Genomic DNA, 24,504 nt, shown 5'->3' on the forward strand with positions numbered 1-24,504 from the left:
ACGCTTCTGCTCTCGGTTATCCATAAAAAAAATAAAAGGCGCTTCAATTGAATCATGACGCAACGGTCGTCGTAACTGGGGTGACATCGGGCATTGGGCTGGCGTGTGCCAACAGGTTGATTGCGCAGGGATTCAAGGTCATTGGCATCGGACGGCGTACCGAACGATTGTCTGCCATGGCCGATGAATTCCGCGGACGCTTTTACTCGTTGAGCATTGACGTTCGTGACAACGCGTTGCTCAAGACTCGCCTTAAAGATCTTCCTGCTGACTTTGCACAGATCAGCAAACTCATCAACTGTGCTGGTTTAATCCAGGGCCAAGGCGCGCTGTTGGATGTTTCTGATGACGATGTGTCAACCATGCTGGATACCAATATTAAGGGCTTGATCAATGTCACGAGAGCGCTATTACCAACCCTTATAAAAAGCGGCTGTGGGCATGTGATCAACCTCACTTCCATTGGCGCTCATTATCACTATAAGGGCGGCCATGTTTATGCGGCATCCAAGGCATTTGTCGATCACTTTGGACGGTGTCTGCGCACGGAGTTGGTAGGCACTAAAGTACGGCTGACCAACATTGCGCCCGGCAAGACCCGCTCGGAGTTTGCGCTCGTTCAGTGTGCCGGTGACGCGGCCATGGCCGAGCGGGCGTATAGCACTCTGACGCCGCTTGAGCCAATGGATGTTGCAGAGTCGATCCTTTGGGCGCTGCAACAGCCGCCACACGTCAATATCAATCTTATTGAACTGATGCCTGCTGACCAGGAACTTTCGTACCGGTGACTCCATGAGCCAATCTCTCGCACGCTATTACGTTAGAAATAAACTTACCCACAAACTCATCAGCAAGCGCGTATTGTCACCCATATCGCTTTCCCAACTGCCGCCCTCTGATCTGGTCAAGGCACTTTGCATTGAAGAAGAAGTTGTAAAACTGTCGGCGGTATATGCCCGGTTTCGAAATTCGGACGATGAAGCCACCGGACTTCCGCGCTACATGCCGTTTTATCGTTTTATCCAGTCAAAGTTTCCCGGCTTTCAATGGGAAGTTCGGACCCATCAAAACAAGAAAACGCTAATTCTGGAAAAGCCGTATATCAATCAAAGCCGCCCGTCGCTGTTGAACTTGCTGCTGTGCGCGGTCAATGACAACACGGCGACGACGCCGGCTTTGAAAGTGCGTTACCCGGCGATGCGAGCGCTGCCGGACGAACTGGTGGTGGACCTGGAACAGGCTTTTGAACGTCTGTCATTCGCCCAGTCGGCGCCTCACTTTGTCGCGCGTTTCGCTGAGACCTTGGCCAAGGGACTTGCCGGAGAAACCGTCACGCTGGTTTCCCCAGTCTGTCCTGATTATGGCTACGAGAAAAAGAATGGCCGACTCCGCTACACCTTCGACTATTTGGGCGAAGGTATCGGGTTGGTCGCCGGACGTGTCGTCAAGACGCTGCCCGACTTACAGGCCGTGCTGCAAAAACACGGCATTGATGCACGGATCGCCATCGCCGCCGGGGATTTTGAAGGGTTCGACGCCCGTACGTTGAGCCGTCTCAAGGAAACACGTGAGGGCTTCGCCCACAAACTGCGAATCAGCCAGCAGAAGATCCTCGATGTCCTCGGGCACGATACTGAAACGATCATGATCGCTGAGGCGGCCGGCGGTGAGGACAGCTGGAATGCGTTGACCGTTGAGGCCCAGCAGCGCCTGGCAAACCGCGATAACGGCTGCATCGTCGACAACGATCTGGACTACGCCGCGATCTTGAACGCGAGGCTTGCGCTTTATCAGGCCTGGCATCAGCAGCGCAGCAATGATGAATTGATGCAGGTGCTGTATGCCCAGGGGGCGGAATACGCGGCGATTGGCAAAGTGTTTGCCAAGCAGTGGAAAAATCCCATTGTCATCGGCGCTGATCACAACCGCATGCAGCCATTCTATTGGCTGTACAGCACCATCCCCGTCCTTTACCTGACCAGGGTCTACTGATGAGTCCGGGTAACAGTGCACGTCACTGCACTCACTACTGTCAGTACGGGCCACGGGGCGATGTTCGGGCCGCCTATGCCCACCTGCCATTTCAGACGTTCTGGACGTGGCTGACGGGAAAGGGGCAGGCACTGAGCACCGAGGCATTGCAGCGTGAAATGAACAGAACCGGGGAACCCTACCTGGTGGCTCATCTGTGCTTTACATGGGTCGTGATGATCGCCCTGGTCATGCTCGGCCAGGTCGTTTTGGAGGGTGCTTTCGATACCGGTACCGCAGTCCTGCTAGTGCTAATGGCCTGGGGCTTGATGGTCAATCGCCTGCGCAGCATGCAAGCCACTTTTCACTACCTTACGCACGGCGCCGTACTCAAGGACAAGACACGCGCGCAGCGCTACGCCAGGTTTTTTCTGACCTCGCCGCTGCTGTACCAGGACTGGGAGCGCTATAACCAGAGCCATGTGCGCGAGCACCACAATATACGTGTGCTGTGTTCTGACGAAGACCCCGACCAACGCTTTATCCAGGCACAAGGGTTCTACCCGGGAATGTCCGAACTGGCGTACTGGTCGCGAGTCTGCTGCACACCGTTTCGTCCTGCGTACCTGCTGAGTCAATGGCGGGAGACATGGCTTGACTGCTTCGTCCGTCTTGACCGCCGTGAAACGCTGTTTCGCGGGTGCTTCTGGGGGTTGATGCTGGCGCTCTTGTGGGCTGCGGGCTGGCTCCCGGCGTTCGCCTTGATGTACGTGATCCCTCGCGCTGTGCTGTTTGAGCACTCCATGTGGCTGCAATTGTTTACCGAGCACCTCTGGTTTTATCAGCGCGACGCCGGGCGCAGCGAAAAAGACCGCTACGGGCGCCTGACATGGGGTCGCTTCCAGGGCCGCAAACCACCGGAGCGCGGCATCATCGCCCGTGTGATCTGGGGCTTGAAGTGTGTGTGCCTGGACTTGCCGGTACGTTTGTATGTGTACCCGCAAGACTTGCCCAACCACGACGCGCATCACCGTCGCCCCAACGTGCATTTCCGGCACATTGCCAACTACCGCGCCAGTATCGAGCAACAACCCTCGCCCTATGGCCCGTTCCTGGAAGTCTGGGGGTTTATGGCGGGGCTGTACCTGATTCGCGACCACTTGTGCCGCGGGGTGCATGAGCCTTTCGGACCTCTCGAAACCACGGTCTCTGACACTTTTAACTGCCCGTATCCCACGTCCACCTCTCAAGGAGCCTGACCATGCAAGACACGATTCAAGCGGCGAACCAACAGCTGCACAGCAGTGCCTACGCCTCTCTCAAAGCGTCACAACTGTTCTCCAATGAGGATATGGATTACATGGAGGCCGCCTGCCAGGTCATCCCGAAAACCATCATAGAAATCGGCGATGTGGGCGAAGAGAATTTTCTGGCGGTGGGACGCTTTATGGAAGATCAAAAAGGCCAGTTGCCCGTGTATCGAAATGCGCCGTATGGCGAACGGGTGGTGGAAATCCTCTCGTCAGGCAAGAGTCGTGAGTTTTTCAACGGCATCATGGAGGGCGAGTGTTTTATCCGTCGCTGCCAATCCAACTTGCTGGAGGCTGGCAACTACATCGGCAAGCACATTGATACCTACAGCAACCTAGAATATCGCTACTCCGTGGTCATTCAGTTCGGCAGGCAATACGAGGGCGGCGAGTTCTTCATCGAGCATGAAGGTAAGGAGTCGCAGTTTAAAACCGGCTATGCCGATGTGCTGATCAATCGCTGCGAAATCCCCCATGGGGTACGCAAGGTGGAAAGTGGCACACGTTCATCGTTGGTATTTTTCCTGAGCACCAGCCCACTGGACAAACCCAACCTCAATAACAAACAGATCTGACCGGCGTGTGCATCCGCCCGCACGGACGGATGCACCCCCGGCGAACCAAAGGAAACGTCCCATGACGCAAACCAATGTCGCCAGCTTTCAAGAATCAAAGAACCAGGATATGCAAGCCTACTTTCTGGGTCTCATTTCGGTCGCGGCTTTTGCGATGACCCTACCGGCTGCCAAGATTCTGGCGGGCGACCTAAGCGCCTTGCAGGTCGGTTTTTTCCGCTCGGTGCTGGCAGCGTTTGCGGCAATTCCCTTTTTGATTCTCGGCCGCGCCACGCTGCCTAATCGATCGCAAATCAAACGAATGCTGCTGACATCCACCGGCATCGTTTATGGGTTTCCGATCCTTACCGCACTGGGCATGCAATACGTCCCGGTCAGCCACGGCGGCGTGGTGCTCGCGGCACTGCCTCTGTCTACGGCAATCTTCGGCACGCTGATCACAGGGACCCGACCCTCCAAAACGTTCTGGCTGGTGTCGAGCCTGGGTTTCCTGGTGGTCATGACCTATACCGTGATCAACTCGAACGTCGAGGATATCTACATCGGTGACTTGGCGCTGCTGGGCGCCGTACTGCTGGCAGGCTTTGGCTACGCCCAGGGTGGCGCGCTGTCCAAGGAACTGCCGGGCTGGCAGGTTATGTGCTGGACTCTGGTCATCAGCCTGCCCGTACTGCTTCCGGTCAGCCTCTGGCTGTATGACGGCGAAACTATTGCCAACCTGTCTGTCCAAGGGGTCGCGGCCCTGCTCTTCCTGGCGCTGGTCAACTCGCTGCTGGGCTTCTTTTCATGGAACCGTGCCCTGGCCTTGGGGGGGATCCAACGCATCAGCCAGTTGCAGTTACTTCAGCCGTTCTTCACTTTTGCCTTTTCGATCTGGCTGATGGGAGAGCTCTGGAACTGGCTGACCCCGGCGGCATGTGTCGTGGTGATCGTGCTGGTCTGGTTGTCCAAACGCATCTGAACAGGGCCGTGCGCCGGGCAACCGGCGCGCGTTTTTTTCACTTCGCCGTACGTGATGCCTTTGGGGGGCTGTAGCCCGCCAGTAGCATCACCTCCCCCTGACGGAGATCATCCCATGACCGCCTCAAGCTTTTTTCGGCCCTTCTCCGCGTCGCAGGAAAGGGACGCCTTACCTTATGAAATCAACACCTGCTCGCAGATTCACCGGGCCAATGGCGCGGTCGAGCTGCTGGCAATCAAAGCTGGCGAGCGGGTGCTGGACATCGGCTGTGGTGATGGTTATTTGAGCCAACAACTCGTATGCCAAGGCGCCGAGGTGGTGGGTTTCGACTCCAGCCCCGAGAAGGTGAAAGCCGCACGTTCGCGCAGCCTTGAAGTGAAGTTGGGCAATGCCGAAGAACTCTATTTCCACCAGGAATTTGATGCGGTATTCAGCCATGTCGCCCTGCATTGGATGCGCCATGCCGATCACGTAGCCCATGGCGCTTTCATGGCACTCAAACCCGGCGGGCGTTTTGTCGGCGAATTTTCCGGTGCGAAGAATGCCATGTCGATCCGTCAAGCCATCCATGACGCGCTGGAGCGCAGATCAGTCGATGCGCGGGAGATTGACCCCTGGTATTTGCCCACAGCCCACGAGTACCAACAGGTGTTGGAGCTCGCGGGCTTCCACGTCACGTTCATCAGTTGGTTCGAGCGTCCAATGGTGCTGGATTACCCGGTCAGCGAATGGATAAAAAACTATGGCAGCCCCTACCTGGCCGCATTGCCGGTGGATGCCCGAGCGCAGTTTCTGGAGGAAGTCACGGAGGAACTGGTCAGCCACCGCCTGGACTCCAGCGGACATTGGCAGGTGGACTACACACGGCTGCGTTTCAGGGCTGAAAAAAGGTCTGACCCACGCGGTTTGACATGAAGAATACGGCTGATCTCATCCATCAGCAGGCATCCAGGACACTCTCTGCAGTCGAGACGGGGTTAACGATATGCCCATGAAAATCAATGGATTGGCCCTGAAGTCGTTTTACGCCGACGCTCAGGTATGGTCGGGCCAGGACGGAAAACCGTTGTACTGGATCGATGACATCAGCCTGGTGGTCAACGGGTTGGAAATCGTTGAGGATTCATCGATTCAACTGCTCCACGACGACGATGACGTGCAGATCCTCACGGGCAACATCTACTCCTATGAGGATCTGGGAGAGGTGGCAACCCTGGCGGATTACTTCAAGCGTTGGCAACAGAAACTCGAACCGGCGCAACGCACGCCTCATGATACCGGGCACTAACCAAGTCTTGAGAGTCAAGCGCCCTGTTCAATCTGGGTTGGGAGCGGCGTTTCGCAGTCCAGTTGAGCGTCGATGAAGCGCTTGAAGCGGATATCGTTGCAATGACTGACGTTGAGGCGAATGTACTGATCGTAATCGCGCGTGTTGCTGAACAAAGATCCCGGTGCCAAGAAAATCCGAGCATCGTGCGCCTGCTCGACCAGGCGGCGTAGGTCCACATGCCGGGGAAACCGCCCCCACAAGAACACCCCTTCCGCACCGGCATCATCAAACACCACGCCCTTCTTGCCCAGCCACTCCCGCGCACGGACACGCTCCTGCATCACCCGCTGGCGCAACGCATCCAGATGGTGTCGATAGCGGCCGGACTCCAAGGTGTAGGTCACTATCGTCTCGTCCAATGATGAACCACACAGCAAGTTGTACATTTTTTGCTCGATCAGGCGTTCGACAAACTTTGGCGGTGCCACCACATAGCCAAGGCGCAACGCGGGGCTAAGCACCTTGCTGAACCCGCTGATATAGAAGGTGCGATTCCATTCATCCAGACTGCTCAAGCGCAGTGTTTGCCTTTCACATAACGAACCGAAGATATCGTCCTCGACAATATGAAAGTCATACTTCTGCGCCAGCGAAAGAATCTTGAACCCTTTGGCCGGCGAGGTATTGCCGCCTGTAGGATTGTGGATCAAGGTCTGGGTAAGAAACAGCTTTGGCCGATACTTGATCAACATGGCCTCCATGGCATCCAGGTCCGGACCATCTGCCATGCGGGGGACTGTGATGATATTGAAATCCCGGTCTTTGATCAGCCGCAACTGGAGCAGCAAGTAGCTTGGGTCCTCGACCAACAGGTAATCGCCAGGCTCAAGCATGACACAGCGAATCAGCGAGAATGCATGGGTGGCCCCCACGGTAACCACAATCTGGCTACTGGAAGCGTTGATCTGTATTTCCCGCAGCTTCTGCGCAATTACCGATCGCAACTCCTGCCTTCCCGCAGCGGGAGCCGGGGTACTGCAAGACAGTGTGCTTCGAATCAGTCGTCCGGTCACTGATACTGGTACTGCATCCGCCAACCAAGCAGGTGGGAAATAACCTGAACTGACAGGAATATCGTATTGGCACGGGTCCAGCGCCCGGTAAAGAAACCCGGCGTGCAAACTGGACGGCGCGCTGATCTTATCCAAGTCTTTGGAAGCGCCCGAAAGAGCGGTCGCGAGAATGTAGTAGCCCGCACCAGGTCGGGACTCGATGACCTGTTGTGCAACTAGATCCTCGTAGGCACTGCTCACCGTGAAAATACTAACGCCTAATTGTTTGGAAAGCGCCCTGATTGACGGCAATCGGCTGCCCTGAATCCATTGAAAAGATTCAATCCGGCCGATGATTTCGCTTTGGATCTGGTCCACCAATAACATTTTGCTGTTGCGATCTATCTCGAACATCTCAATCCTTTACTGAAATAATCGCCATCAGTAGAAACTGGTCAACCTGAAGATGGTGATCGACTGTCTTCCTGAAAGCACTCGACGGTCCAGCAAAACTTAGGGTCTTTTAAGCGGAGTTTCCACCGTATGCCGCAGAGCTGGCAAAAGTTTTGGCCTGTTCTCGTATCGCTCGGCGCAGCGCCCGCCTTTTTTGAAATCGTGAATGAACGCCGTTTTAATCATATATTTTTCCGACTGCGGGTACTGAGTCGCACTGCGTATCACTGAAAGTAAACGGTAAATCTCGCTTGGACAGCTGGGCGACGTTGTTAGCGGCGCAGGCTCACTCCCCAGAATAGCTGCATACGCGCTCATGAGCTTCGACCTTCTTCCGAGGAAATCGATTTTCTGCAGCAGAAGAATTTAGATGCTGTCATCTGCAGTCTTAGCCTGACTCACCTCAAAAGACCTCTCTAGCCTTCTGTAGTGGTCAACTAATCCCAGCCGGCGGACTCACAAAAAAGATGATTTCTGCCAACGTTTGCTGAGCTACCGAATCATCTATTTTGTGAACCTACATCAGCGGACCTACCAGACGAAAAAGGCCAACACCTCGTGTTGGCCTTTTTTATCTCTTCAAAAAATGGTCGCAGAAGCGAAAACATCGCAAATCGCGCGCAAAAAAAACCGGCTATATCAGCCGGTTTTTTTGCGCCCTAAAAAACTTATGCACCATTTACCGAGTTTTAAAATATAAATAAATATGTATATAAATCATAAGGATATGATAAAAAAACGTTAGTTTTCGGTAAAACGGTACACAGGTTATCCACAGAATCTCAGACAGCCACTTGATCGGTAGCAGCCGGCGCTTGTGGGGCGGGTGGCAGCGAACCCATTTCACGCTGCATTTGCTCGTTCCAGGCCTGGACCCGATCATTCAACTCGGCAATGGCTCGCGGCCCGCTGCCCTTGACGTACATTGGCGCGCCGATGATTACGGTGATGACGCCCTGCTTCTTTGCCCAACCGGTTTTCGGCCAGAACTTGCCAGCATTGTGCGCAATCGGCAGCACCGGAAGCGCGGCGTTGACCGCCAAAGCGGTACCACCCCGAGAGAATTTTCCGATCGTCCCGTAAGGAATACGTGTCCCCTCTGGAAAGATCAGGACCCAGACGCCGTCTTTCAGCAGTTCATCACCCTTCTTCGCCACATGCTTGAGCGCCGCTTTCGGGTTGTCGCGGTCGATGGCGATTGGTCGCAGCATGGCCATCGCCCACCCAAAGAACGGAACGTAGAGCAATTCGCGCTTGAGCACCTGGCTCAACGGTTCGAAGTACGCCGAGAGAAAGAACGTCTCCCACGTGCTCTGGTGGTTCGACTGAATCACGCAGGGCTGGTCTGGCACGTTCTCCGCGCCCTTCACTTCGTAGCTGATACCGAGAAAGACTTTACTCAGCCACAGGGCGCAGCGGCACCAATACACGTTAATGAAGCGATATCGCGCCTTGAACGGCAGAAAAGGCGCGATAAAAAAGCTCAGGCTGCACCAAAGCAAAGAGCTGGTGCCCAGCAGCAGGTAAAAGAGGAAGGATCTGATGGCCTGCAATATCGACATGGCGACGTTTACCGTGCGGGCTCTGCCCGTCTATATAAAGCGCACTCCCGATCAATCCTTGGTCAGGAATCTCGAAAACGCTCTAATTGTGGATAAGTTCTGCGGCAATCGCCGCTAGATCGTCAAAAATCAAGGTGCCCGCCGGTAGGGTTTTGCCCAACGTCTTTTCGCCTTTCCCGGTCTTAACTAAAACTGGCTGAGAATCGACGGCTTTGGCGGCTTCCAGGTCACCGAGACTGTCGCCGACGAACCATAGATTCGTCAGCGATACGTTGTAATGAGCGGCGATGGTTTTCAACATCCCGGGATTTGGCTTGCGGCAATCGCAGCCTTCATCCGGCCCGTGCGGGCAATAGACGATCAGCCCGACCTCACCGCCCTGATCCGCCACCAACGAGCGCAAGCGCTCGTGCATGGCGTGCAGGGTGGCGATGTCGTAATAGCCGCGAGCGATGCCCGACTGGTTGGTGGCCACTGCTACCGTCCAGCCGGCCTTGCTCAACTGCGCGATGGCTTCGATCGCACCGGGGAGCGGAATCCACTCCTCCACCGACTTGATGTAAGCGTCGGAGTCATAATTGATCACCCCGTCCCGATCGAGAATCAGCAGTTTCAACAGCAACCCCTCAGCCCAGCAGCGAAATGTCAGCGACGCCGAGGAACAGCCCACGCAGACGTGCCAGCAACGCATAACGGTTGGCGCGGACCTTGGCATCTTCAGCGTTGACCATCACCGCTTCGAAGAACGCATCCACCGGCTCGCGCAAGGCAGCCAGGCGCGCCAGTGATTCGCTGTACTGACGCGCAGCGGCCATCGGCTGGACAGCCTGGTCAGCCTGCTGGATCGCCGAATACAGGGAGAACTCGTTGGCGTTGTCGAAGTACTTGGCTTCCACGACCGAAGGAACAGAGCCTTCTACCTTGCTCAGCAGGTTCGAAACGCGTTTGTTCACCGCGGCCAGGGCAGCGGCTTCCGGCAACTTGCGGAATGCCTCCACCGCTTGTACGCGCTGATCGAAGTCCAGCGCCGAACCCGGCTTCAGGGCACGCACCGACAGGTACGTCCCGACATCAACGCCTTCGTCTTCGTAACGGGCCCGCAGACGGTCGAAGATGAACTCCAGCACCGAGTCGTTCAGGCCAGCAACCTTGACCTTGGTACCGAACGCATTCACGGCGAAAGCCACGGCGTCGTTCAGGTCGAGGTCGAGTTTTTTGTCGATCAGGATTCGTAATACACCCAGCGCTGCACGGCGCAGGGCATACGGGTCTTTGCTACCGGTCGGCAGCATGCCGATGCCAAAAATGCCGACCAGCGTGTCGAGCTTGTCCGCGATAGCCACGGCCGCACCGGTCAGGGTGGTCGGCAGTTCCGCGCCGGCACCGCGTGGCATGTACTGCTCATTCAGCGCCAGTGCAACATCTTGCGGCTCGCCGTCGTTGAGGGCGTAGTAGTAACCGGCGACACCTTGCATCTCCGGGAATTCGCCGACCATTTCTGTCGCCAAGTCGCACTTGGACAGCAGGCCGGCGCGGGAAGCCCACGCGGCGTTGCCGCCAATGCGCTGAGCGATGAACGCGGCGAGTTTGGAAACGCGCTCGGCCTTGTCGTAGACGCTGCCGAGTTTTTCCTGGAACACCACGTTCTGCAGACGCAGGTTGAAGTCTTCGAGTTTCTGCTTCTTGTCTTGCTTGAAGAAGAACTCAGCGTCGGTCAGACGTGGACGAACCACTTTCTCGTTACCGGCGATGATTTGTTGCGGGTCTTTGCTCTCGATGTTGGCCACGGTAATGAAACGTGGCAGCAACTTGCCGTCGGCATCCAGCAGGCAGAAGTACTTCTGGTTGTCCTGCATGGTGGTGATCAGCGCTTCTTGCGGCACATCGAGAAAACGTTCCTCGAACGAGCACACCAGCGGCACCGGCCATTCAACCAGCGCGGTCACTTCGTCGAGCAGGGCGGGCGGAACGATTGCTGTCCCTTCCTGCATCGTTGCCAACTCTTCGACGCGCTTGCTGATCAGTTCGCGACGCTCATTGGCATCGGCCAATACGTAAGCGGCACGCAGGTCGGTCAGGTAGTTGGCCGGCGAGGTGATGCGCACGCTTTCGGGATGATGGAAGCGGTGACCACGGGAATCACGACCCGATTTCTGGGCGAGGAGGGTGCAGTCGATGACCTGGTCACCGAGCAGCATCACCAGCCACTGGGTCGGGCGAACGAACTCTTCCTTGCGAGCACCCCAGCGCATGCGCTTGGGGATCGGCAGGTCGTTCAGAGAATCTTCGACGATGGTCGGCAGCAGGCTCGCGGTCGGTTTGCCGGCGATGCTTTGGCTGTAGCGCAGTTTCGCGCCGCTCTGATCGATTTCGCTAAGGTCGACACCGCACTTCTTGGCGAAGCCCAGTGCTGCTTGAGTCGGATTGCCTTCGGCATCGAACGCGGCCTGACGTGGCGGGCCATCGAGGTTGATGCTGCGATCCGGCTGCTGAGTCGACAGCGAAGTGATCAGCACCGCCAGGCGACGTGGCGCGGCGTAGACGGTTTTGGTCTCGTAATTCAGGCCAGCGGCTTGCAGGCCCTTGTCGATACCGGCCAGGAATGCGTCAGCCAAGATGTTCAGGGCTTTGGGTGGCAGTTCTTCAGTGCCCAGTTCAACCAGAAAATCTTGAGCACTCATTGTGCAGCCTCCAGCTTAGCCAACACTTCATCACGCAGGTCCGGGGTCGCCATCGGGAAGCCCAGCTTGGCGCGAGCCAGCAGGTAGGCTTGCGCAACGGAACGCGCCAGGGTGCGCACTCGCAGAATGTATTGCTGACGCGCGGTCACCGAGATCGCCCGGCGCGCATCCAGCAGGTTGAAGGTATGGGAGGCCTTCAACACCATTTCGTAGCTCGGCAATGGCAACGGCTGGTCGAGTTCGATCAGGCGCTTGGCTTCACTTTCGTAGAAATCGAACAGTTCGAACAGCTTCTCGACGTTGGCGTGTTCGAAGTTGTAGGTCGACTGCTCCACTTCGTTCTGGTGGAACACATCGCCGTAGGTCACTTTGCCAAACGGACCGTCAGCCCAGACCAGGTCGTAGACCGAGTCCACGCCTTGCAGGTACATGGCCAGACGCTCCAGACCGTAAGTGATCTCGCCGGTCACCGGGTAGCACTCGATGCCGCCCGCTTGCTGGAAGTAGGTGAACTGCGTCACTTCCATGCCGTTAAGCCAGACTTCCCAGCCAAGACCCCAGGCGCCCAGCGTTGGCGATTCCCAGTTGTCTTCAACAAAGCGAATGTCGTGGACCAACGGGTCCAGACCGACGTGCTTGAGGGAGCCCAGGTACAGTTCCTGGAAGTTGTCCGGGTTCGGCTTCAGGACGACCTGGAATTGGTAGTAGTGCTGCAGACGGTTCGGGTTTTCGCCGTAGCGGCCGTCAGTCGGGCGACGACTGGGCTGCACATAAGCGGCGTTCCAGGTTTCCGGGCCAATGGCGCGCAGAAACGTGGCAGTGTGGAAAGTCCCGGCGCCTACTTCCATATCGTAGGGCTGAAGTACCACACAACCTTGCTCGGCCCAGTATTGCTGGAGGGCGAGGATCAAGTCTTGGAAGGTACGCACGGCTGGCGTAGGCTGGCTCACGAAATTCACCTGTTTCTTGGGCTGCGATTTAAAGAGCGGGAGTATACCCGATTCGTTCCTGCGCACGCCCCCTGGAGCCTTATGCCACGCTGCTTTTGGTGTTCCGAAGATCCGCTGTACATGGCTTATCACGATCAGGAGTGGGGTACGCCGCTACGCGATGCGCAGGGATTGTTCGAGTTGCTATTGCTCGAAGGGTTCCAGGCCGGCCTTTCCTGGATCACCGTGCTGCGTAAACGTGAACGTTATCGCGAGGTGCTGTTCGGCTTTGACGTACAACGCGTGGCGCAAATGAGCGACGCCGAAATCGATGAATTGATGCTCGATCCGGGCATCATTCGCAATCGCCTCAAACTCAACGCGGCCCGGCGCAATGCCCAGGCATGGCTGGCGCTGGAGGACCCGGTGGAGTTTCTTTGGTCCTTCGTCGGCGCCAAGCCTGTGATCAATCATTTCAAGGACCGCATCGAAGTGCCGGCCGTGACGCCGACCGCCGTGGAGATGAGCAAAGGCCTGAAAAAGGCCGGCTTCACCTTCGTCGGCCCGACTATTTGCTACGCGCTGATGCAGGCCTCGGGGATGGTCATGGACCACACCCAGGATTGCGATCGCTACGCGACGCTGGCGAACGGCGGTTAGAATAGCCGCCTCACGCACAGCACAAGATCAGGAGTGACCTGTGGATAAGTTTAAAGGCGCCTTGCTGGTAGGCGCTCTGCGGCTGTTTGCCTTGCTCCCGTGGCGGGCAGTGCAGGTGGTGGGCTCGGCCATCGGCTGGGTGATGTGGAAAACCCCCAACCGTTCCCGCGATGTGGTGCGGATCAATCTCGCCAAGTGCTTCCCCGAGATGGACCCGGCTGAACGGGAGCGTCTGGTCGGCCAGAGTCTGAAAGACATCGGCAAGTCCCTGACCGAAAGCGCCTGCGCCTGGATCTGGCCGGCCCAGCGCTCCATCGACCTGGTGCGTGAAGTTGAAGGTCTCGACGTATTGAAGGACGCCCTCGCCTCTGGCAAAGGTGTGGTCGGTATCACCAGCCACCTGGGCAACTGGGAGGTGCTGAACCACTTCTATTGCAACCAGTGCAAACCGATCATTTTCTATCGCCCGCCAAAGTTGAAGGCTGTGGATGATTTGCTGCGCAAGCAGCGGGTGCAATTGGGCAACCGGGTGGCCGCTTCCACCAGGGAAGGCATCCTCAGTGTCATCAAGGAAGTGCGCAAAGGGGGTGCAGTGGGCATTCCCGCTGACCCGGAACCGGCCGAGTCCGCCGGGATCTTCGTGCCGTTCTTCGCCACACAGGCGCTGACCAGCAAATTCGTACCGAATATGCTCGCGGGCGGCAAAGCGGTCGGGGTGTTTCTGCATGCGCTACGTCTGCCGGACGGTTCGGGTTACAAGGTGATCCTCGAAGCCGCGCCAGAAGCCATGTACAGCACCGATACCGAGACGTCCTGCGCGGCCATGAGCCAAGTGGTCGAGCGCTATGTGCGGGCGTATCCGAGCCAGTACATGTGGAGCATGAAGCGCTTCAAGAAGCGTCCACCGGGTGAAGAACGCTGGTATTGAGTTGATTGGCATGGTCTGTGGGTAACTTGGTGCAGGCTTATCCACAACCGTTCAATAAAGGGCGCAGAAGATGTCCGAACACCGTAAATCGTTTCGTATCAAGATCAGTCACGAAAGCTTTGGCGAATGCTTGGGCCAGACGCGTAACCTTTCGACCGCAGGCGTCTATGTCAAGCATCCAACTTTGGCGACGCTACCCAAGGGCGCGGTGGTTTACGGTCAAGTGCAGGACTTACCCACAGGCGCGCCGCGGGTGCGCATGGAAGTGGTGCTGGTGGATGCCGAGGGCATTGGCCTGCGATACCTCTGATCAGTGAGCCTGACGCTCAAGCTTCTTCAGAAAAACCGTCATTTCTTTTTCTGCCTGCTTGTCGCCATGGGCGCGAGCGGCTTCCAGGCCTTGTACCCAGGCCTGACGCGCGGCCGCAAAATCCGCCAGCCCCAGATGGGCCTTGCCCAATAACTTCCACGCTGCCGAATACTTCGGATCAAATTCGACGCAACGCTGGAAATGCTCGGCGGCCTTGGCGTTTTCCCCAAGATCCAGATAGCCCTTGCCGAGGCCGAAGCGCAGCAATGAGTTATCCACACCCTTGGCTAGCATCTTTTCCAGGGATTCGATCATCAGTGCTTCCCCTCAGTCAGTGATCGTTCCCACGCTCCGCGTGGGAATGCAGCCCGGACGCTCCGCGTCACATCCAAAGCCGAACGCGGAGCGTCCGTTGAGGCATTCCCACGCAGAGCGTGGGAACGATCAGTTAGAAGAAGCTCAGGCCCACATGGAACAACTTCTCCACATCCCGAATATGCTTTTTATCCACAAGGAACAGAATCACATGGTCACCCGCCGCGATTACCGTGTCGTCGTGGGCAATGATCACTTCTTCGTCGCGGATGATTGCGCCAATGGTGGTGCCCGGCGGCAAGCCAATGTTCTCAATGGACTTGCCGATGACCTTACTCGACTTCTCATCACCGTGGGCTATCGCCTCGATGGCTTCCGCCGCGCCCCGGCGCAATGAGTGCACGCTGACGATATCGCCACGGCGCACGTGGGCCAGCAAGGTGCCGATGGTGGCCAATTGCGGGCTGATGGCGATGTCGATGTCGCCGCCCTGGATCAGGTCGACGTAGGCCGGGTTGTTGATGATGGTCATCACCTTCTTCGCACCCAGGCGCTTGGCCAGTAGCGAGGACATGATGTTGGCTTCGTCGTCGTTGGTCAGGGCCAGGAAAAGGTCAGCGTCGGCGATGTTTTCCTCCATCAGCAAATCCCGATCCGATGCGCTGCCCTGCAACACCACGGTGCTGTCGAGGGTGTCCGAGAGATGACGGCAGCGCGCCGGGTTCATCTCGATGATCTTCACCTGGTAACGACTTTCGATGGCCTCGGCCAGACGCTCACCGATCTGTCCGCCACCGGCGATAACGATGCGCTTGTAGCTCTCATCGAGACGGCGCATTTCGCTCATCACCGCGCGAATATTCGCCTTCGCCGCGATGAAAAAGACTTCGTCATCCGCCTCGATCACCGTATCGCCCTGAGGCAGGATCGGCCGATCGCGACGGAAAATCGCTGCCACACGGGTTTCGACATTCGGCATGTGTTCACGCAGCTGGCGCAGTTGCTGACCCACCAGTGGGCCGCCGTAGTACGCCTTGACCGCCACCAATTGCGCCTTGCCTTCGGCGAAATCGATTACCTGCAAGGCGCCCGGATGATGGATCAGGCGCTTGATGTAATTGGTGACCACTTGCTCCGGGCTGATCAGCACGTCCACCGGAATCGCTTCGTTGTCGAACAGCTCGGAGCGAGTCAGGTACGCGGCTTCGCGCACCCGGGCGATCTTGGTCGGGGTGTGAAACAGGGTGTGGGCAACCTGGCAGGCAACCATGTTGGTTTCATCGCTGTTGGTCACCGCCACCAGCATGTCGGCGTCGTCCGCGCCGGCCTGACGCAGCACCGTCGGCAGTGAGCCGCGGCCTTGCACGGTGCGGATGTCCAGCCGATCACCGAGATCGCGCAGGCGCTCGCTGTCGGTGTCGACGACGGTGATGTCGTTGGCCTCACTGGCCAAATGTTCTGCCAGCGAACCGCCGACCTGCCCCGCACCGAGGATGATGATTTTCATCCAGTTACTCCCTTGAGTCCATTTAACCGCGCGCGGCGGCGATCTTGATCAGCTTGGCGTAGTAGAACCCGTCGTGGCCGCCTTCCTGGGCCAGCAACTGGCGACCATGAGGCTGCTTGATGCCGGCCGCAGTGGCGAGGTCCAGTTCACGGGCGCCCGGCGTACGAGCGAGGAACGCTTCGATGACTTCAGTGTTCTCGGTCGGTAGCGTGGAGCAGGTTGCATAAAGCAGAATGCCGCCGACTTCCAGCGTTAGCCACATGGCGTCGAGCAGTTCACCTTGAAGCACCGCCAGTGCGCCGATGTCATCGGGTTGGCGGGTCAGTTTGATGTCGGGATGGCGACGGATCACGCCGGTGGCCGAGCATGGCGCGTCCAGCAGAATGCGTTGGAACGGTTTGCCGTCCCACCAGGTGGCGGTGTCGCGGCCGTCGGCGGCGATCAGTTCGGCGCTGAGGCCCAGACGTGCGAGGTTTTCCCGCACTCGCACCAGACGTTTGGCTTCCAGGTCCACTGCCACGACGCCGGCGAGTGCCGGCTCGGCTTCAAGAATGTGACAGGTCTTGCCGCCCGGCGCGCAGCAAGCGTCCAGCACCCGTTGGCCTGGCGCCAGGTCGAGCAGGTCGGCGGCCAGTTGCGCCGCTTCATCCTGCACGCTGATCCAGCCTTCGGCGAAACCCGGCAGGCTGCGCACGTCGGCGGCGGCGTCGAGGATGATGCCGTCCTGACTGTAAACGCACGGCGTGGCGGCGATGCCGGCTTCGCTCAGCAACACGAGATAAGCATCACGGGTGTGATGGCGACGGTTGACTCGCAGAATCATCGGCGGGTGGGCGTTGTTCGCTGAACAAATGGCTTCCCACTGTTCAGGCCAGAAAGCCTTGAGGGATTTTTGCAGCCAGCGCGGATGGGCGGTGCGCACCACCGGGTCATGTTCCAGCTCGGCCAGTAGCGCTTCGCTTTCCCGCTGGGCGCGACGCAACACGGCGTTGAGCAAAGCTTTGGCCCACGGCTTTTTCAGCTTGTCGGCGCAACCCACGGTTTCACCGATGGCGGCGTGGGCCGGGACCCGGGTGTAGAGCAGTTGATAGAGACCGACCAGCAACAGCGCTTCGACATCGGCGTCGGCTGCCTTGAACGGCTTCTGCAGCAATTTGGCCGCCAGCGCGGACAAACGCGGCTGCCAGCGAGCGGTGCCAAACGCCAGGTCCTGGGTGAAGCCGCGGTCGCGGTCTTCGACCTTGTCCATCTGTGTCGGCAGGGAACTATTGAGTGAGGCTTTTCCGTTAAGAACAGCAGCCAGTGCCTTGGCGGCGGCCAGACGTGGATTCATTGAGCGTCCACCGCTTGACCAAGAACGGTGCCAACAGCGAATTTCTCACGACGGCTGTTGAACAAGTCGCTGAAGTTCAGCGCCTTGCCGCCCGGCAATTGCAGACGGGTCAGGCACAGGGCTTGCTCACCGCAGGCGACGATCAAACCGTCCTTGCTGGCACTGAGGATTTCACCCGGTGCGCCCTGCCCTTCAGCCAGGCTGGCGGCCAGCACCTTCAATGCTTCGCCATTCAGCGTGCTGTGGCAGATCGGCCAAGGATTGAAGGCACGAACGAGGCGTTCCAGCTCAACCGCCGGGCGACTCCAGTCGATACGCGCTTCATCTTTGTTCAATTTGTGCGCGTAGGTGGCAAGGCTGTCGTCCTGCACTTCACCTTCCTGCGTGCCCGCAGCGAGGCCGGCAATCGCCTGAATCACGGCCGGTGGGCCCATTTCGGCCAGACGGTCGTGGAGACTGCCGCCGGTGTCTTCACCGGTGATCGGTGTGGTGACCTTCAGCAGCATCGGCCCGGTGTCGAGGCCCAGTTCCATGCGCATCACAGTCACGCCGCTTTCGCTGTCGCCCGCTTCCACGGCGCGCTGGATCGGCGCCGCACCGCGCCAGCGTGGCAGCAAGGATGCGTGGCTGTTGATGCAGCCCAGGCGCGGAATATCCAGCACCACTTGCGGCAGGATCAGGCCGTAGGCGACCACCACCAGCAAATCCGGCTTGAGCGCGGCCAGTTCAGCCTGAGCGTCTTCGTTGCGCAGCGTCGGCGGTTGCAGCACCGCAATGGAGTTTTCCAGCGCCAGTTGCTTGACCGGGCTTGGCATCAGCTTTTGCCCACGACCCGCCGGACGGTCCGGTTGGGTGTAGACCGCGACGATCTCATAAGGGCTGTCGAGCAGGGCCTTGAGGTGATCGGCGGCGAATTCCGGGGTGCCGGCAAAGACGATGCGCAGTGGCTCAGTCATGGAAGCAATCTCTGAAAAGAAAAAGGCTTGCCGCAGCAAGCCTTTGAAAGGAGGGCATCAAGCGTTCTGGCGATGGAGCTTTTCCAGTTTCTTCTTGATTCGGTCGCGTTTGAGATTGGACAGGTAGTCAACGAACAATTTGCCGTTCAGGTGGTCGCATTCATGCTGGATGCACACGGCGAGCAGGCCTTCGGCGATCAGTTCGTAAGGTTGGCCGTCGCGGTCCAGGGCCTTGATTTTGACCTTCTGCGGGCGATCGACGTTTTCGTAGAAACCCGGCACAGAGAGGCAGCCTTCCTGATATTGCTCCATCTCGTCAGTCAGGGTTTCGAACTCGGGGTTAATGAACACCCGTGGTTCGCTGCGGTCTTCGGAGAGGTCCATCACGACGATACGTTTGTGCACGTTGACCTGGGTCGCGGCGAGACCGATGCCTGGCGCTTCATACATTGTTTCAAACATGTCATCGACCAACTGACGCACTTCGTCGTCCACTACGGCCACAGGTTTGGCGATAGTGCGCAGGCGCGAGTCGGGGAATTCGAGGATGTCTAAAATGGCCATAAGCTTAATTGCTGCACGTGTGAGGTAATGTCGGGTCGATGGCCTGGCGGGTCCGAAGATGCAGGCTACCGTTGTAAAACGTAGCTCCCTTCTTTGCAGTAGCAAGCCGGGAGCGAGCCACGAGGGCTCTGGCGTTTCACGCGAACGCACATAATAAAGGGATTCACCGCATGAGGAAATCACTACTCGCCTTGCTCCTTCTGGCCTCGGCCGGTTTGGCGCACGGGCAAGTGCAACTCAAGGAAGGTTTTCCACAGCAATACACCGTGGTATCGGGTGACACACTCTGGGACATATCGGGGAAATTCCTCCGTGAGCCGTGGAAATGGCCGGAGCTCTGGCAGGCCAATCCACAGATCGAAAACCCCAATCTCATCTACCCCGGCGACTCGCTTTCGCTGGTCTACGTCAATGGCCAGCCGCGCCTGACCCTTAACCGCGGCGCTTCCCGGGGCACCATCAAGCTTTCGCCACGCATCCGCAGCAGCCCGGTCGCCGACGCCATCCCGAGCATTGCGCTGAAGTCGATCAACAGCTTTCTGCTGAGCAACCGTATCGTCGACACGGTCGAGGACTTCGACAAGGCGCCTTATATCGTCGCCGGCGATGCCGAGCGCGTGCTCAGTGGCACCGGTGACCGAATCTTCGCTCGCGGCCATTTCGACCCGGTCCAGCCGGTTTACGGCATCTTTCGTCAGGGCAAGATCTACACCGACCCTGACAGTAAAGAGTTTTTGGGGATCAATGCCGACGAAATCGGCAGCGGTGAGATTGTGGCCACCGAAGGCGACGTCGCCACCCTGGCGCTGCAACGCACTACTCAAGAGGTCCGCCTCGGCGACCGCTTGTTCAGCGGTGAAGAGCGATCGATCAACTCGACATTCATGCCCAGTGCGCCAACAACCGAGATCAACGGGTTGATCATCGATGTGCCGCGTGGTGTCACGCAGATTGGCGCGCTGGATGTGGTCACGCTGAACAAGGGCCGGATCGATGGTCTCGCCGAAGGCAATGTGCTGGTGGTGATGAAAACCGGCGAGACCGTGCGTGACCGAATCACCGGTCAGCCACTGAAAATCCCGGATGAGCGCGCCGGTTTACTGATGGTTTTCCGCACCTACGACAAGCTCAGCTACGGGCTGGTGCTCAACGCATCACGCTCCCTGGCGGTCCTGGACAAGGTGCGAAATCCGTAGGCAGGCTGCACAAGTTACCAACAGAGTTATCCACAGCTTATTCCCGTTTGAACGGGGCTCATAACGATCAAGGATGATCCATGTCACTGCCTGCTTTTGCACCGGTTTCACCTGCGGAACTGGAAGCTCGTTTACGTTTGCATCGCTTGCCGGAGCTCGGCCCTGCGCGGTTCAAGAAATTGCTTGAGGCGTTCGGCTCGGCCTCCAAGGCTATCAGTGCGCCCGCCAGTGCCTGGCGTTCGCTGGGTTTGCCCCTCGCTTGCGCGCAGGCCAGGCGCTCAACGGAAATCCGTGATGGTGCGGGTCACGCATTGGCCTGGTTAGAGCGCCCGGGCCAGCATTTACTGATGTGGGACCAGCCTGACTACCCGGCGCTGCTGGCGGAAATCAGTGATGCGCCACCGCTGTTATTCGTTGCGGGCGATCCGGGCATTCTGGAAAAACCGCAGCTGGCGATGGTCGGTAGTCGTCGCGCTTCGCGGCCGGGCATGGATACTGCCGCTGCCTTTTCCCGCAGTTTGGCTGGCGCCGGTTTTGTCATTACCAGCGGTTTGGCGCTGGGCATTGATGCCGCCGCGCATCAAGCCGCTTTGGACGTGGGCGGGCGAACGGTCGGTGTACTTGGCACGGGACTTGAAAAGTTTTATCCACAGCGCAATCGACGGCTGGCGGACGCGATGATCGACTCGGGCAGCGCGGTGATTTCGGAGTTCCCGCTGGACGCCGGTCCCAGCGCCAGCAACTTCCCCCGGCGCAATCGAATTATCAGCGGTTTATCCCTCGGCGTGCTGGTGGTCGAGGCGAGTGTCGCCAGCGGGTCGTTGATCACCGCGAGGCTGGCGGCGGAACAAGGGCGCGAGGTGTATGCGATTCCGGGGTCGATCCACCACCCTGGTGCCAAGGGGTGTCATCAGCTGATTCGCGACGGCGCGGTGCTGGTGGAAACCATCGAGCATATCCTCGAAGCCTTGCGTGGCTGGCAACGGTTGCCGTTGTCCACAGAGACACCCTCGGCGGCGGCGACTCATCCCCTGCTGATGCTGCTTCACGCGGCGCCCCATACCAGTGAAGCATTGTCTGTCAGCAGCGGTTGGGCCTTGCCCAAAGTGCTGGCAGCGCTGACGGAACTGGAAATGGACGGCCGTGCGGTCTGTGAAAGCGGGCGCTGGTTTGCGCGGGTGAGCTAGGTTTTATAAGGAAGATCGGTAAACTGCGCAGAGCCTTATTCCGGAGCGTTTTTCATGGTCAACAGTTGGCGCGTGCAACAAGCCGCACGAGCAATTCGCGCAGGGGCGGTGATTGCCTATCCGACCGAAGCTGTCTGGGGCCTGGGTTGCGACCCGTGGGACGAAGAAGCGGTCTATCGTCTGCTGGCGATCAAGGGTCGGTCTGTGGATAAAGGCCTGATTCTCGTCGCCGACAACATTCGCCAGTTCGACTTCCTCTTCGAAGACTTCCCTGAACTGTGGATGGACCGCATGGCCAGCACCTGGCCGGGGCCGAATACCTGGCTGGTGCCGCATCAGAATCTGTTACCGCAGTGGATTACTGGTGTGCACGAGACAGTGGCGCTACGGGTCAGCGATCATCCGCAGGTGCGGGAGTTGTGCGCGTTGGTGGGGCCGCTGGTATCGACCTCGGCCAATCCACAGGGCCGGCCAGCGGCGCGGACCCGGATTCGTGTCGAGCAGTATTTCCGTGGGCAGGTGGATTACGTGTTGGGTGGGAATCTGGGTGGGCGCAAGAACCCGAGCGTGATCCGCGATCTGGCGACCGGCAAGGTTGTGCGCCCGGATTAGGACCGGTCATCGTTCTTCGCGGGCAAGCCTCGCTCCTACAGGTAGTACGCGATCCCCTGAAGGAGCGAGGCTTGCTCGCGAAGAGGCCCTCAAGGCAACAAAACAGTCGAGCCAGTCGTACGCCGCGCCGACAATTCGGTCTGCGCCTTCGCCGCTTCAGCCAATGGAAATTTCTGGCTGATGTCCACATTCAGCTTCCCGCTGATGATCATCTCGAACAGTTCATCCGCCATACGTTGCAGGTTTTCAGCGTTGTTGGCGTAGGTCGCCAGGGTCGGGCGGGTCACATACAGCGAACCCTTCGCCGAGAGAATCCCCAGGTTCACCCCGTCTACCGCACCGGACGCATTGCCGAAGCTCACCACCAGACCGCGAGGCGCCGTGCTATCGAGCGAAGTCAGCCAAGTGTCCTTGCCGACGCCGTCGTACACCACCGGGACTTTTTTGCCGTCAGTCAATTCCAGTACGCGTTGTGCGACATTTTCATGGCTGTAGTCGATGGTTGCCCAAGCACCATTGGCTTTGGCCAAAGCGGCTTTTTCCGGCGAGCTGACCGTGCCGATCAACTTCACACCCAAGGACTTCGCCCATTGGCAGGCCAGCGAGCCGACACCACCGGCCGCGGCGTGGAACAGGATGGTTTCGCCACCCTTGAGTTCATACGTCTGACGCAACAGGTACTGCACGGTCAGGCCCTTGAGCATCACCCCGGCGGCCTGTTCGAAGCTGATCGCGTCCGGCAGGTGCACCAGATTGGCCTCCGGCAAGACGTGAACGTCGCTGTAGGCGCCTAACGGACCGCTGCCGTAAGCCACGCGATCACCGACCTTGAACCGGGTGACTTCACTGCCCACCGCCTCGACCACGCCCGCACCTTCCGCGCCCACGCCCGACGGCAAGGCTGGCGGTGCATAGAGGCCGCTGCGGTAATAGGTGTCGATGAAATTCAGGCCGATGGCCTTGTTAGTCACGCGAACCTGCTGCGGGCCGGGCTCGGCGGGTTGGTAATCGACATACTCGAGCACTTCAGGGCCGCCATGGGCGCGGAACTGGATACGCTTAGCCATCAGAACTCTCCTTAGGTCTTAGCTTCTAGAGGTGTAACGCGAAGCTCCCTATCGGACTCCTATGCTTGATCTTCGTCAACTGCGGCAGGTCCATCTGCGATGTTATGCTACGCGCCCATTTGCGCCGGCCCCCGTTCCAATGGAGCGCCGCGTAGCTTTGCCCGATTCAAGGTGATGAAATGACGACCCGCACCGAGGCCGTAAAAGCCTACCTGCTCGACCTGCAAGACCGCATTTGCGCGGCCCTCGAAGCTGAAGATGGCGCCGCGCACTTTGTCGAAGACGCCTGGACCCGGCCTGCCGGCGGTGGCGGTCGCACCCGGGTGATCGAAAACGGCGCGGTCATCGAAAAGGGCGGCGTCAACTTTTCCCACGTCTTCGGCAGTGGTCTCCCACCGTCCGCCAGCGCCCACCGACCAGAACTGGCCGGCCGTGGCTTCGAAGCCCTGGGTGTGTCGCTGGTGATTCACCCGCACAACCCGTATGTGCCGACGTCCCACGCCAACGTGCGCTTTTTCATCGCTGAAAAAGAAGGCGAAGAACCGGTCTGGTGGTTCGGCGGTGGCTTTGACCTGACGCCTTACTACGGTAACGAAGAAGATTGCATGCACTGGCACCGCGTCGCCGAGCAGGCCTGCGCGCCGTTCGGTGCGGATGTTTACCCGCGTTACAAGGCCTGGTGCGACAGCTACTTCCACATCAAGCATCGCCACGAGCCGCGCGGCATCGGCGGGCTATTTTTCGATGACTTGAACGAGTGGGATTTCGACACCAGTTTCGCCTTCATGCGTGCCATCGGTGATGCGTTCATCGACGCCTACCTGCCGATCGTGCAGCGCCGCAAAAATGATGCGTTTACCGAGAAACAGCGTGAATTCCAGGAATTCCGCCGTGGGCGCTATGTCGAGTTCAATCTGGTCTACGACCGCGGCACGCTGTTCGGCCTGCAATCGGGCGGTCGTACCGAGTCGATCCTGATGTCCCTGCCACCGCAAGTACGCTGGGGCTACGACTGGAAAGTCGAGCCGGGCAGCGAAGAAGCACGGCTAACCGAGTACTTCCTGCAAGACCGCGATTGGTTGGCCAAGGCCTGAACGAGGAATTC

General features: G+C 58.5%; 25 protein-coding genes. 14 read left to right on the plus strand and 11 right to left on the minus strand.

The window, feature by feature from the left end; genetic code table 11:
- Positions 1–47: 47 nt before the first annotated feature.
- From ACYZTR_RS01020 to ACYZTR_RS01050, 7 genes are all read left to right on the plus strand, one after another.
- On the plus strand, positions 48–788 hold the full coding sequence (locus tag ACYZTR_RS01020) for an SDR family NAD(P)-dependent oxidoreductase (protein WP_461975710.1): 741 nt from the start codon (positions 48–50) through the stop codon (positions 786–788).
- Between the two features lie 4 nt (positions 789–792).
- Positions 793–1,992 carry a hypothetical protein gene (locus ACYZTR_RS01025; RefSeq protein ID WP_461975712.1) on the plus strand — a complete coding sequence of 400 codons (1,200 nt, stop codon included), beginning with the start codon at positions 793–795 and terminating at the stop codon, positions 1,990–1,992.
- Entirely contained in the window at positions 1,992–3,230 is a 1,239-nt protein-coding gene (locus tag ACYZTR_RS01030; protein ID WP_461975714.1) for a hypothetical protein, read from the plus strand. The genes ACYZTR_RS01025 and ACYZTR_RS01030 overlap by 1 nt, the downstream gene beginning before the upstream one ends.
- Before the next feature lie 2 nt (positions 3,231–3,232).
- Positions 3,233–3,856, plus strand: a complete 624-nt coding sequence (locus ACYZTR_RS01035) for a 2OG-Fe(II) oxygenase (protein WP_461975715.1) — start codon at positions 3,233–3,235, stop codon at positions 3,854–3,856.
- A gap of 61 nt (positions 3,857–3,917) precedes the next feature.
- Positions 3,918–4,817, plus strand: coding sequence for a DMT family transporter (locus ACYZTR_RS01040; protein ID WP_461975717.1), 900 nt, complete (start codon positions 3,918–3,920; stop codon positions 4,815–4,817).
- A gap of 114 nt (positions 4,818–4,931) precedes the next feature.
- Complete coding sequence (locus tag ACYZTR_RS01045; protein WP_461975719.1) at positions 4,932–5,732, plus strand: class I SAM-dependent methyltransferase; 801 nt, start codon at positions 4,932–4,934, stop codon at positions 5,730–5,732.
- A gap of 76 nt (positions 5,733–5,808) precedes the next feature.
- Positions 5,809–6,105 carry a hypothetical protein gene (locus ACYZTR_RS01050; protein ID WP_461975721.1) on the plus strand — a complete coding sequence of 99 codons (297 nt, stop codon included), beginning with the start codon at positions 5,809–5,811 and terminating at the stop codon, positions 6,103–6,105.
- Positions 6,106–6,119: 14 nt separating this feature from the next.
- Here ACYZTR_RS01050 and ACYZTR_RS01055 read toward each other — a convergent pair whose 3' ends face one another.
- The 5 genes from ACYZTR_RS01055 to glyQ form a co-directional block, all read right to left on the minus strand.
- On the minus strand, positions 6,120–7,553 hold the full coding sequence (locus tag ACYZTR_RS01055) for an aminotransferase-like domain-containing protein (protein ID WP_461975723.1): 1,434 nt from the start codon (positions 7,551–7,553) through the stop codon (positions 6,120–6,122).
- An 821-nt stretch (positions 7,554–8,374) separates the two neighbouring features.
- The gene (locus ACYZTR_RS01060; protein ID WP_461975725.1) at positions 8,375–9,154 is read right to left on the minus strand and encodes a lysophospholipid acyltransferase family protein; all 780 of its coding nucleotides are present in this window, start codon (positions 9,152–9,154) and stop codon (positions 8,375–8,377) included.
- An 82-nt stretch (positions 9,155–9,236) separates the two neighbouring features.
- Positions 9,237–9,776, minus strand: coding sequence for a D-glycero-beta-D-manno-heptose 1,7-bisphosphate 7-phosphatase (gmhB, locus tag ACYZTR_RS01065; protein ID WP_461975727.1), 540 nt, complete (start codon positions 9,774–9,776; stop codon positions 9,237–9,239).
- A 4-nt stretch (positions 9,777–9,780) separates the two neighbouring features.
- Entirely contained in the window at positions 9,781–11,835 is a 2,055-nt protein-coding gene (gene glyS / locus ACYZTR_RS01070) for a glycine--tRNA ligase subunit beta (protein WP_461975729.1), read from the minus strand.
- A complete protein-coding gene (gene glyQ, locus ACYZTR_RS01075; protein WP_003213601.1) occupies positions 11,832–12,785 on the minus strand; it encodes a glycine--tRNA ligase subunit alpha in 954 nt (317 codons plus the stop codon). The genes glyS and glyQ overlap by 4 nt, the downstream gene beginning before the upstream one ends.
- A gap of 81 nt (positions 12,786–12,866) precedes the next feature.
- Between glyQ and tag the strand changes: the two genes are divergently transcribed.
- The 3 genes from tag (at position 12,867) to ACYZTR_RS01090 (ending at position 14,662) form a co-directional block, all read left to right on the plus strand.
- Positions 12,867–13,424 carry a DNA-3-methyladenine glycosylase I gene (gene tag, locus ACYZTR_RS01080; RefSeq protein ID WP_461975733.1) on the plus strand — a complete coding sequence of 186 codons (558 nt, stop codon included), beginning with the start codon at positions 12,867–12,869 and terminating at the stop codon, positions 13,422–13,424.
- A 40-nt stretch (positions 13,425–13,464) separates the two neighbouring features.
- Complete coding sequence (locus ACYZTR_RS01085) at positions 13,465–14,352, plus strand: lysophospholipid acyltransferase (RefSeq protein WP_461975735.1); 888 nt, start codon at positions 13,465–13,467, stop codon at positions 14,350–14,352.
- A gap of 70 nt (positions 14,353–14,422) precedes the next feature.
- Positions 14,423–14,662, plus strand: coding sequence for a PilZ domain-containing protein (locus tag ACYZTR_RS01090; protein WP_461975737.1), 240 nt, complete (start codon positions 14,423–14,425; stop codon positions 14,660–14,662).
- Here ACYZTR_RS01090 and ACYZTR_RS01095 read toward each other — a convergent pair whose 3' ends face one another.
- The 5 genes from ACYZTR_RS01095 to def all read right to left on the minus strand — a co-directional run bounded on the left by ACYZTR_RS01095 (position 14,663) and on the right by def (position 19,337).
- Positions 14,663–14,980 carry a tetratricopeptide repeat protein gene (locus ACYZTR_RS01095; protein ID WP_461979917.1) on the minus strand — a complete coding sequence of 106 codons (318 nt, stop codon included), beginning with the start codon at positions 14,978–14,980 and terminating at the stop codon, positions 14,663–14,665.
- 130 nt (positions 14,981–15,110) lie between these two features.
- Complete coding sequence (trkA, locus tag ACYZTR_RS01100) at positions 15,111–16,484, minus strand: Trk system potassium transporter TrkA (RefSeq protein ID WP_461975739.1); 1,374 nt, start codon at positions 16,482–16,484, stop codon at positions 15,111–15,113.
- Positions 16,485–16,506: 22 nt separating this feature from the next.
- On the minus strand, positions 16,507–17,817 hold the full coding sequence (gene rsmB, locus ACYZTR_RS01105; protein WP_461975741.1) for a 16S rRNA (cytosine(967)-C(5))-methyltransferase RsmB: 1,311 nt from the start codon (positions 17,815–17,817) through the stop codon (positions 16,507–16,509).
- On the minus strand, positions 17,814–18,773 hold the full coding sequence (gene fmt / locus ACYZTR_RS01110; protein WP_461975743.1) for a methionyl-tRNA formyltransferase: 960 nt from the start codon (positions 18,771–18,773) through the stop codon (positions 17,814–17,816). The genes rsmB and fmt overlap by 4 nt, the downstream gene beginning before the upstream one ends.
- Before the next feature lie 57 nt (positions 18,774–18,830).
- A complete protein-coding gene (gene def, locus ACYZTR_RS01115; protein WP_046056612.1) occupies positions 18,831–19,337 on the minus strand; it encodes a peptide deformylase in 507 nt (168 codons plus the stop codon).
- Between the two features lie 170 nt (positions 19,338–19,507).
- Between def and ACYZTR_RS01120 the strand changes: the two genes are divergently transcribed.
- The 3 genes from ACYZTR_RS01120 to ACYZTR_RS01130 all read left to right on the plus strand — a co-directional run bounded on the left by ACYZTR_RS01120 (position 19,508) and on the right by ACYZTR_RS01130 (position 22,332).
- Entirely contained in the window at positions 19,508–20,533 is a 1,026-nt protein-coding gene (locus tag ACYZTR_RS01120; protein WP_461975745.1) for a LysM peptidoglycan-binding domain-containing protein, read from the plus strand.
- Positions 20,534–20,613: 80 nt separating this feature from the next.
- On the plus strand, positions 20,614–21,720 hold the full coding sequence (gene dprA / locus ACYZTR_RS01125) for a DNA-processing protein DprA (RefSeq protein WP_461975747.1): 1,107 nt from the start codon (positions 20,614–20,616) through the stop codon (positions 21,718–21,720).
- A gap of 54 nt (positions 21,721–21,774) precedes the next feature.
- Positions 21,775–22,332 carry an L-threonylcarbamoyladenylate synthase gene (locus ACYZTR_RS01130; RefSeq protein ID WP_461975749.1) on the plus strand — a complete coding sequence of 186 codons (558 nt, stop codon included), beginning with the start codon at positions 21,775–21,777 and terminating at the stop codon, positions 22,330–22,332.
- Positions 22,333–22,421: 89 nt separating this feature from the next.
- On the opposite strand, the gene ACYZTR_RS01135 is transcribed toward ACYZTR_RS01130, so the two are convergent.
- Positions 22,422–23,399, minus strand: coding sequence for an NADPH:quinone reductase (locus ACYZTR_RS01135; RefSeq protein ID WP_461975751.1), 978 nt, complete (start codon positions 23,397–23,399; stop codon positions 22,422–22,424).
- A gap of 179 nt (positions 23,400–23,578) precedes the next feature.
- Between ACYZTR_RS01135 and hemF the strand changes: the two genes are divergently transcribed.
- The gene (gene hemF, locus ACYZTR_RS01140) at positions 23,579–24,493 is read left to right on the plus strand and encodes an oxygen-dependent coproporphyrinogen oxidase (protein ID WP_461975753.1); all 915 of its coding nucleotides are present in this window, start codon (positions 23,579–23,581) and stop codon (positions 24,491–24,493) included.
- The last annotated feature ends 11 nt before the right edge of the window (positions 24,494–24,504 follow it).

The organism is Pseudomonas sp. Hz4, assembly GCF_054898165.1.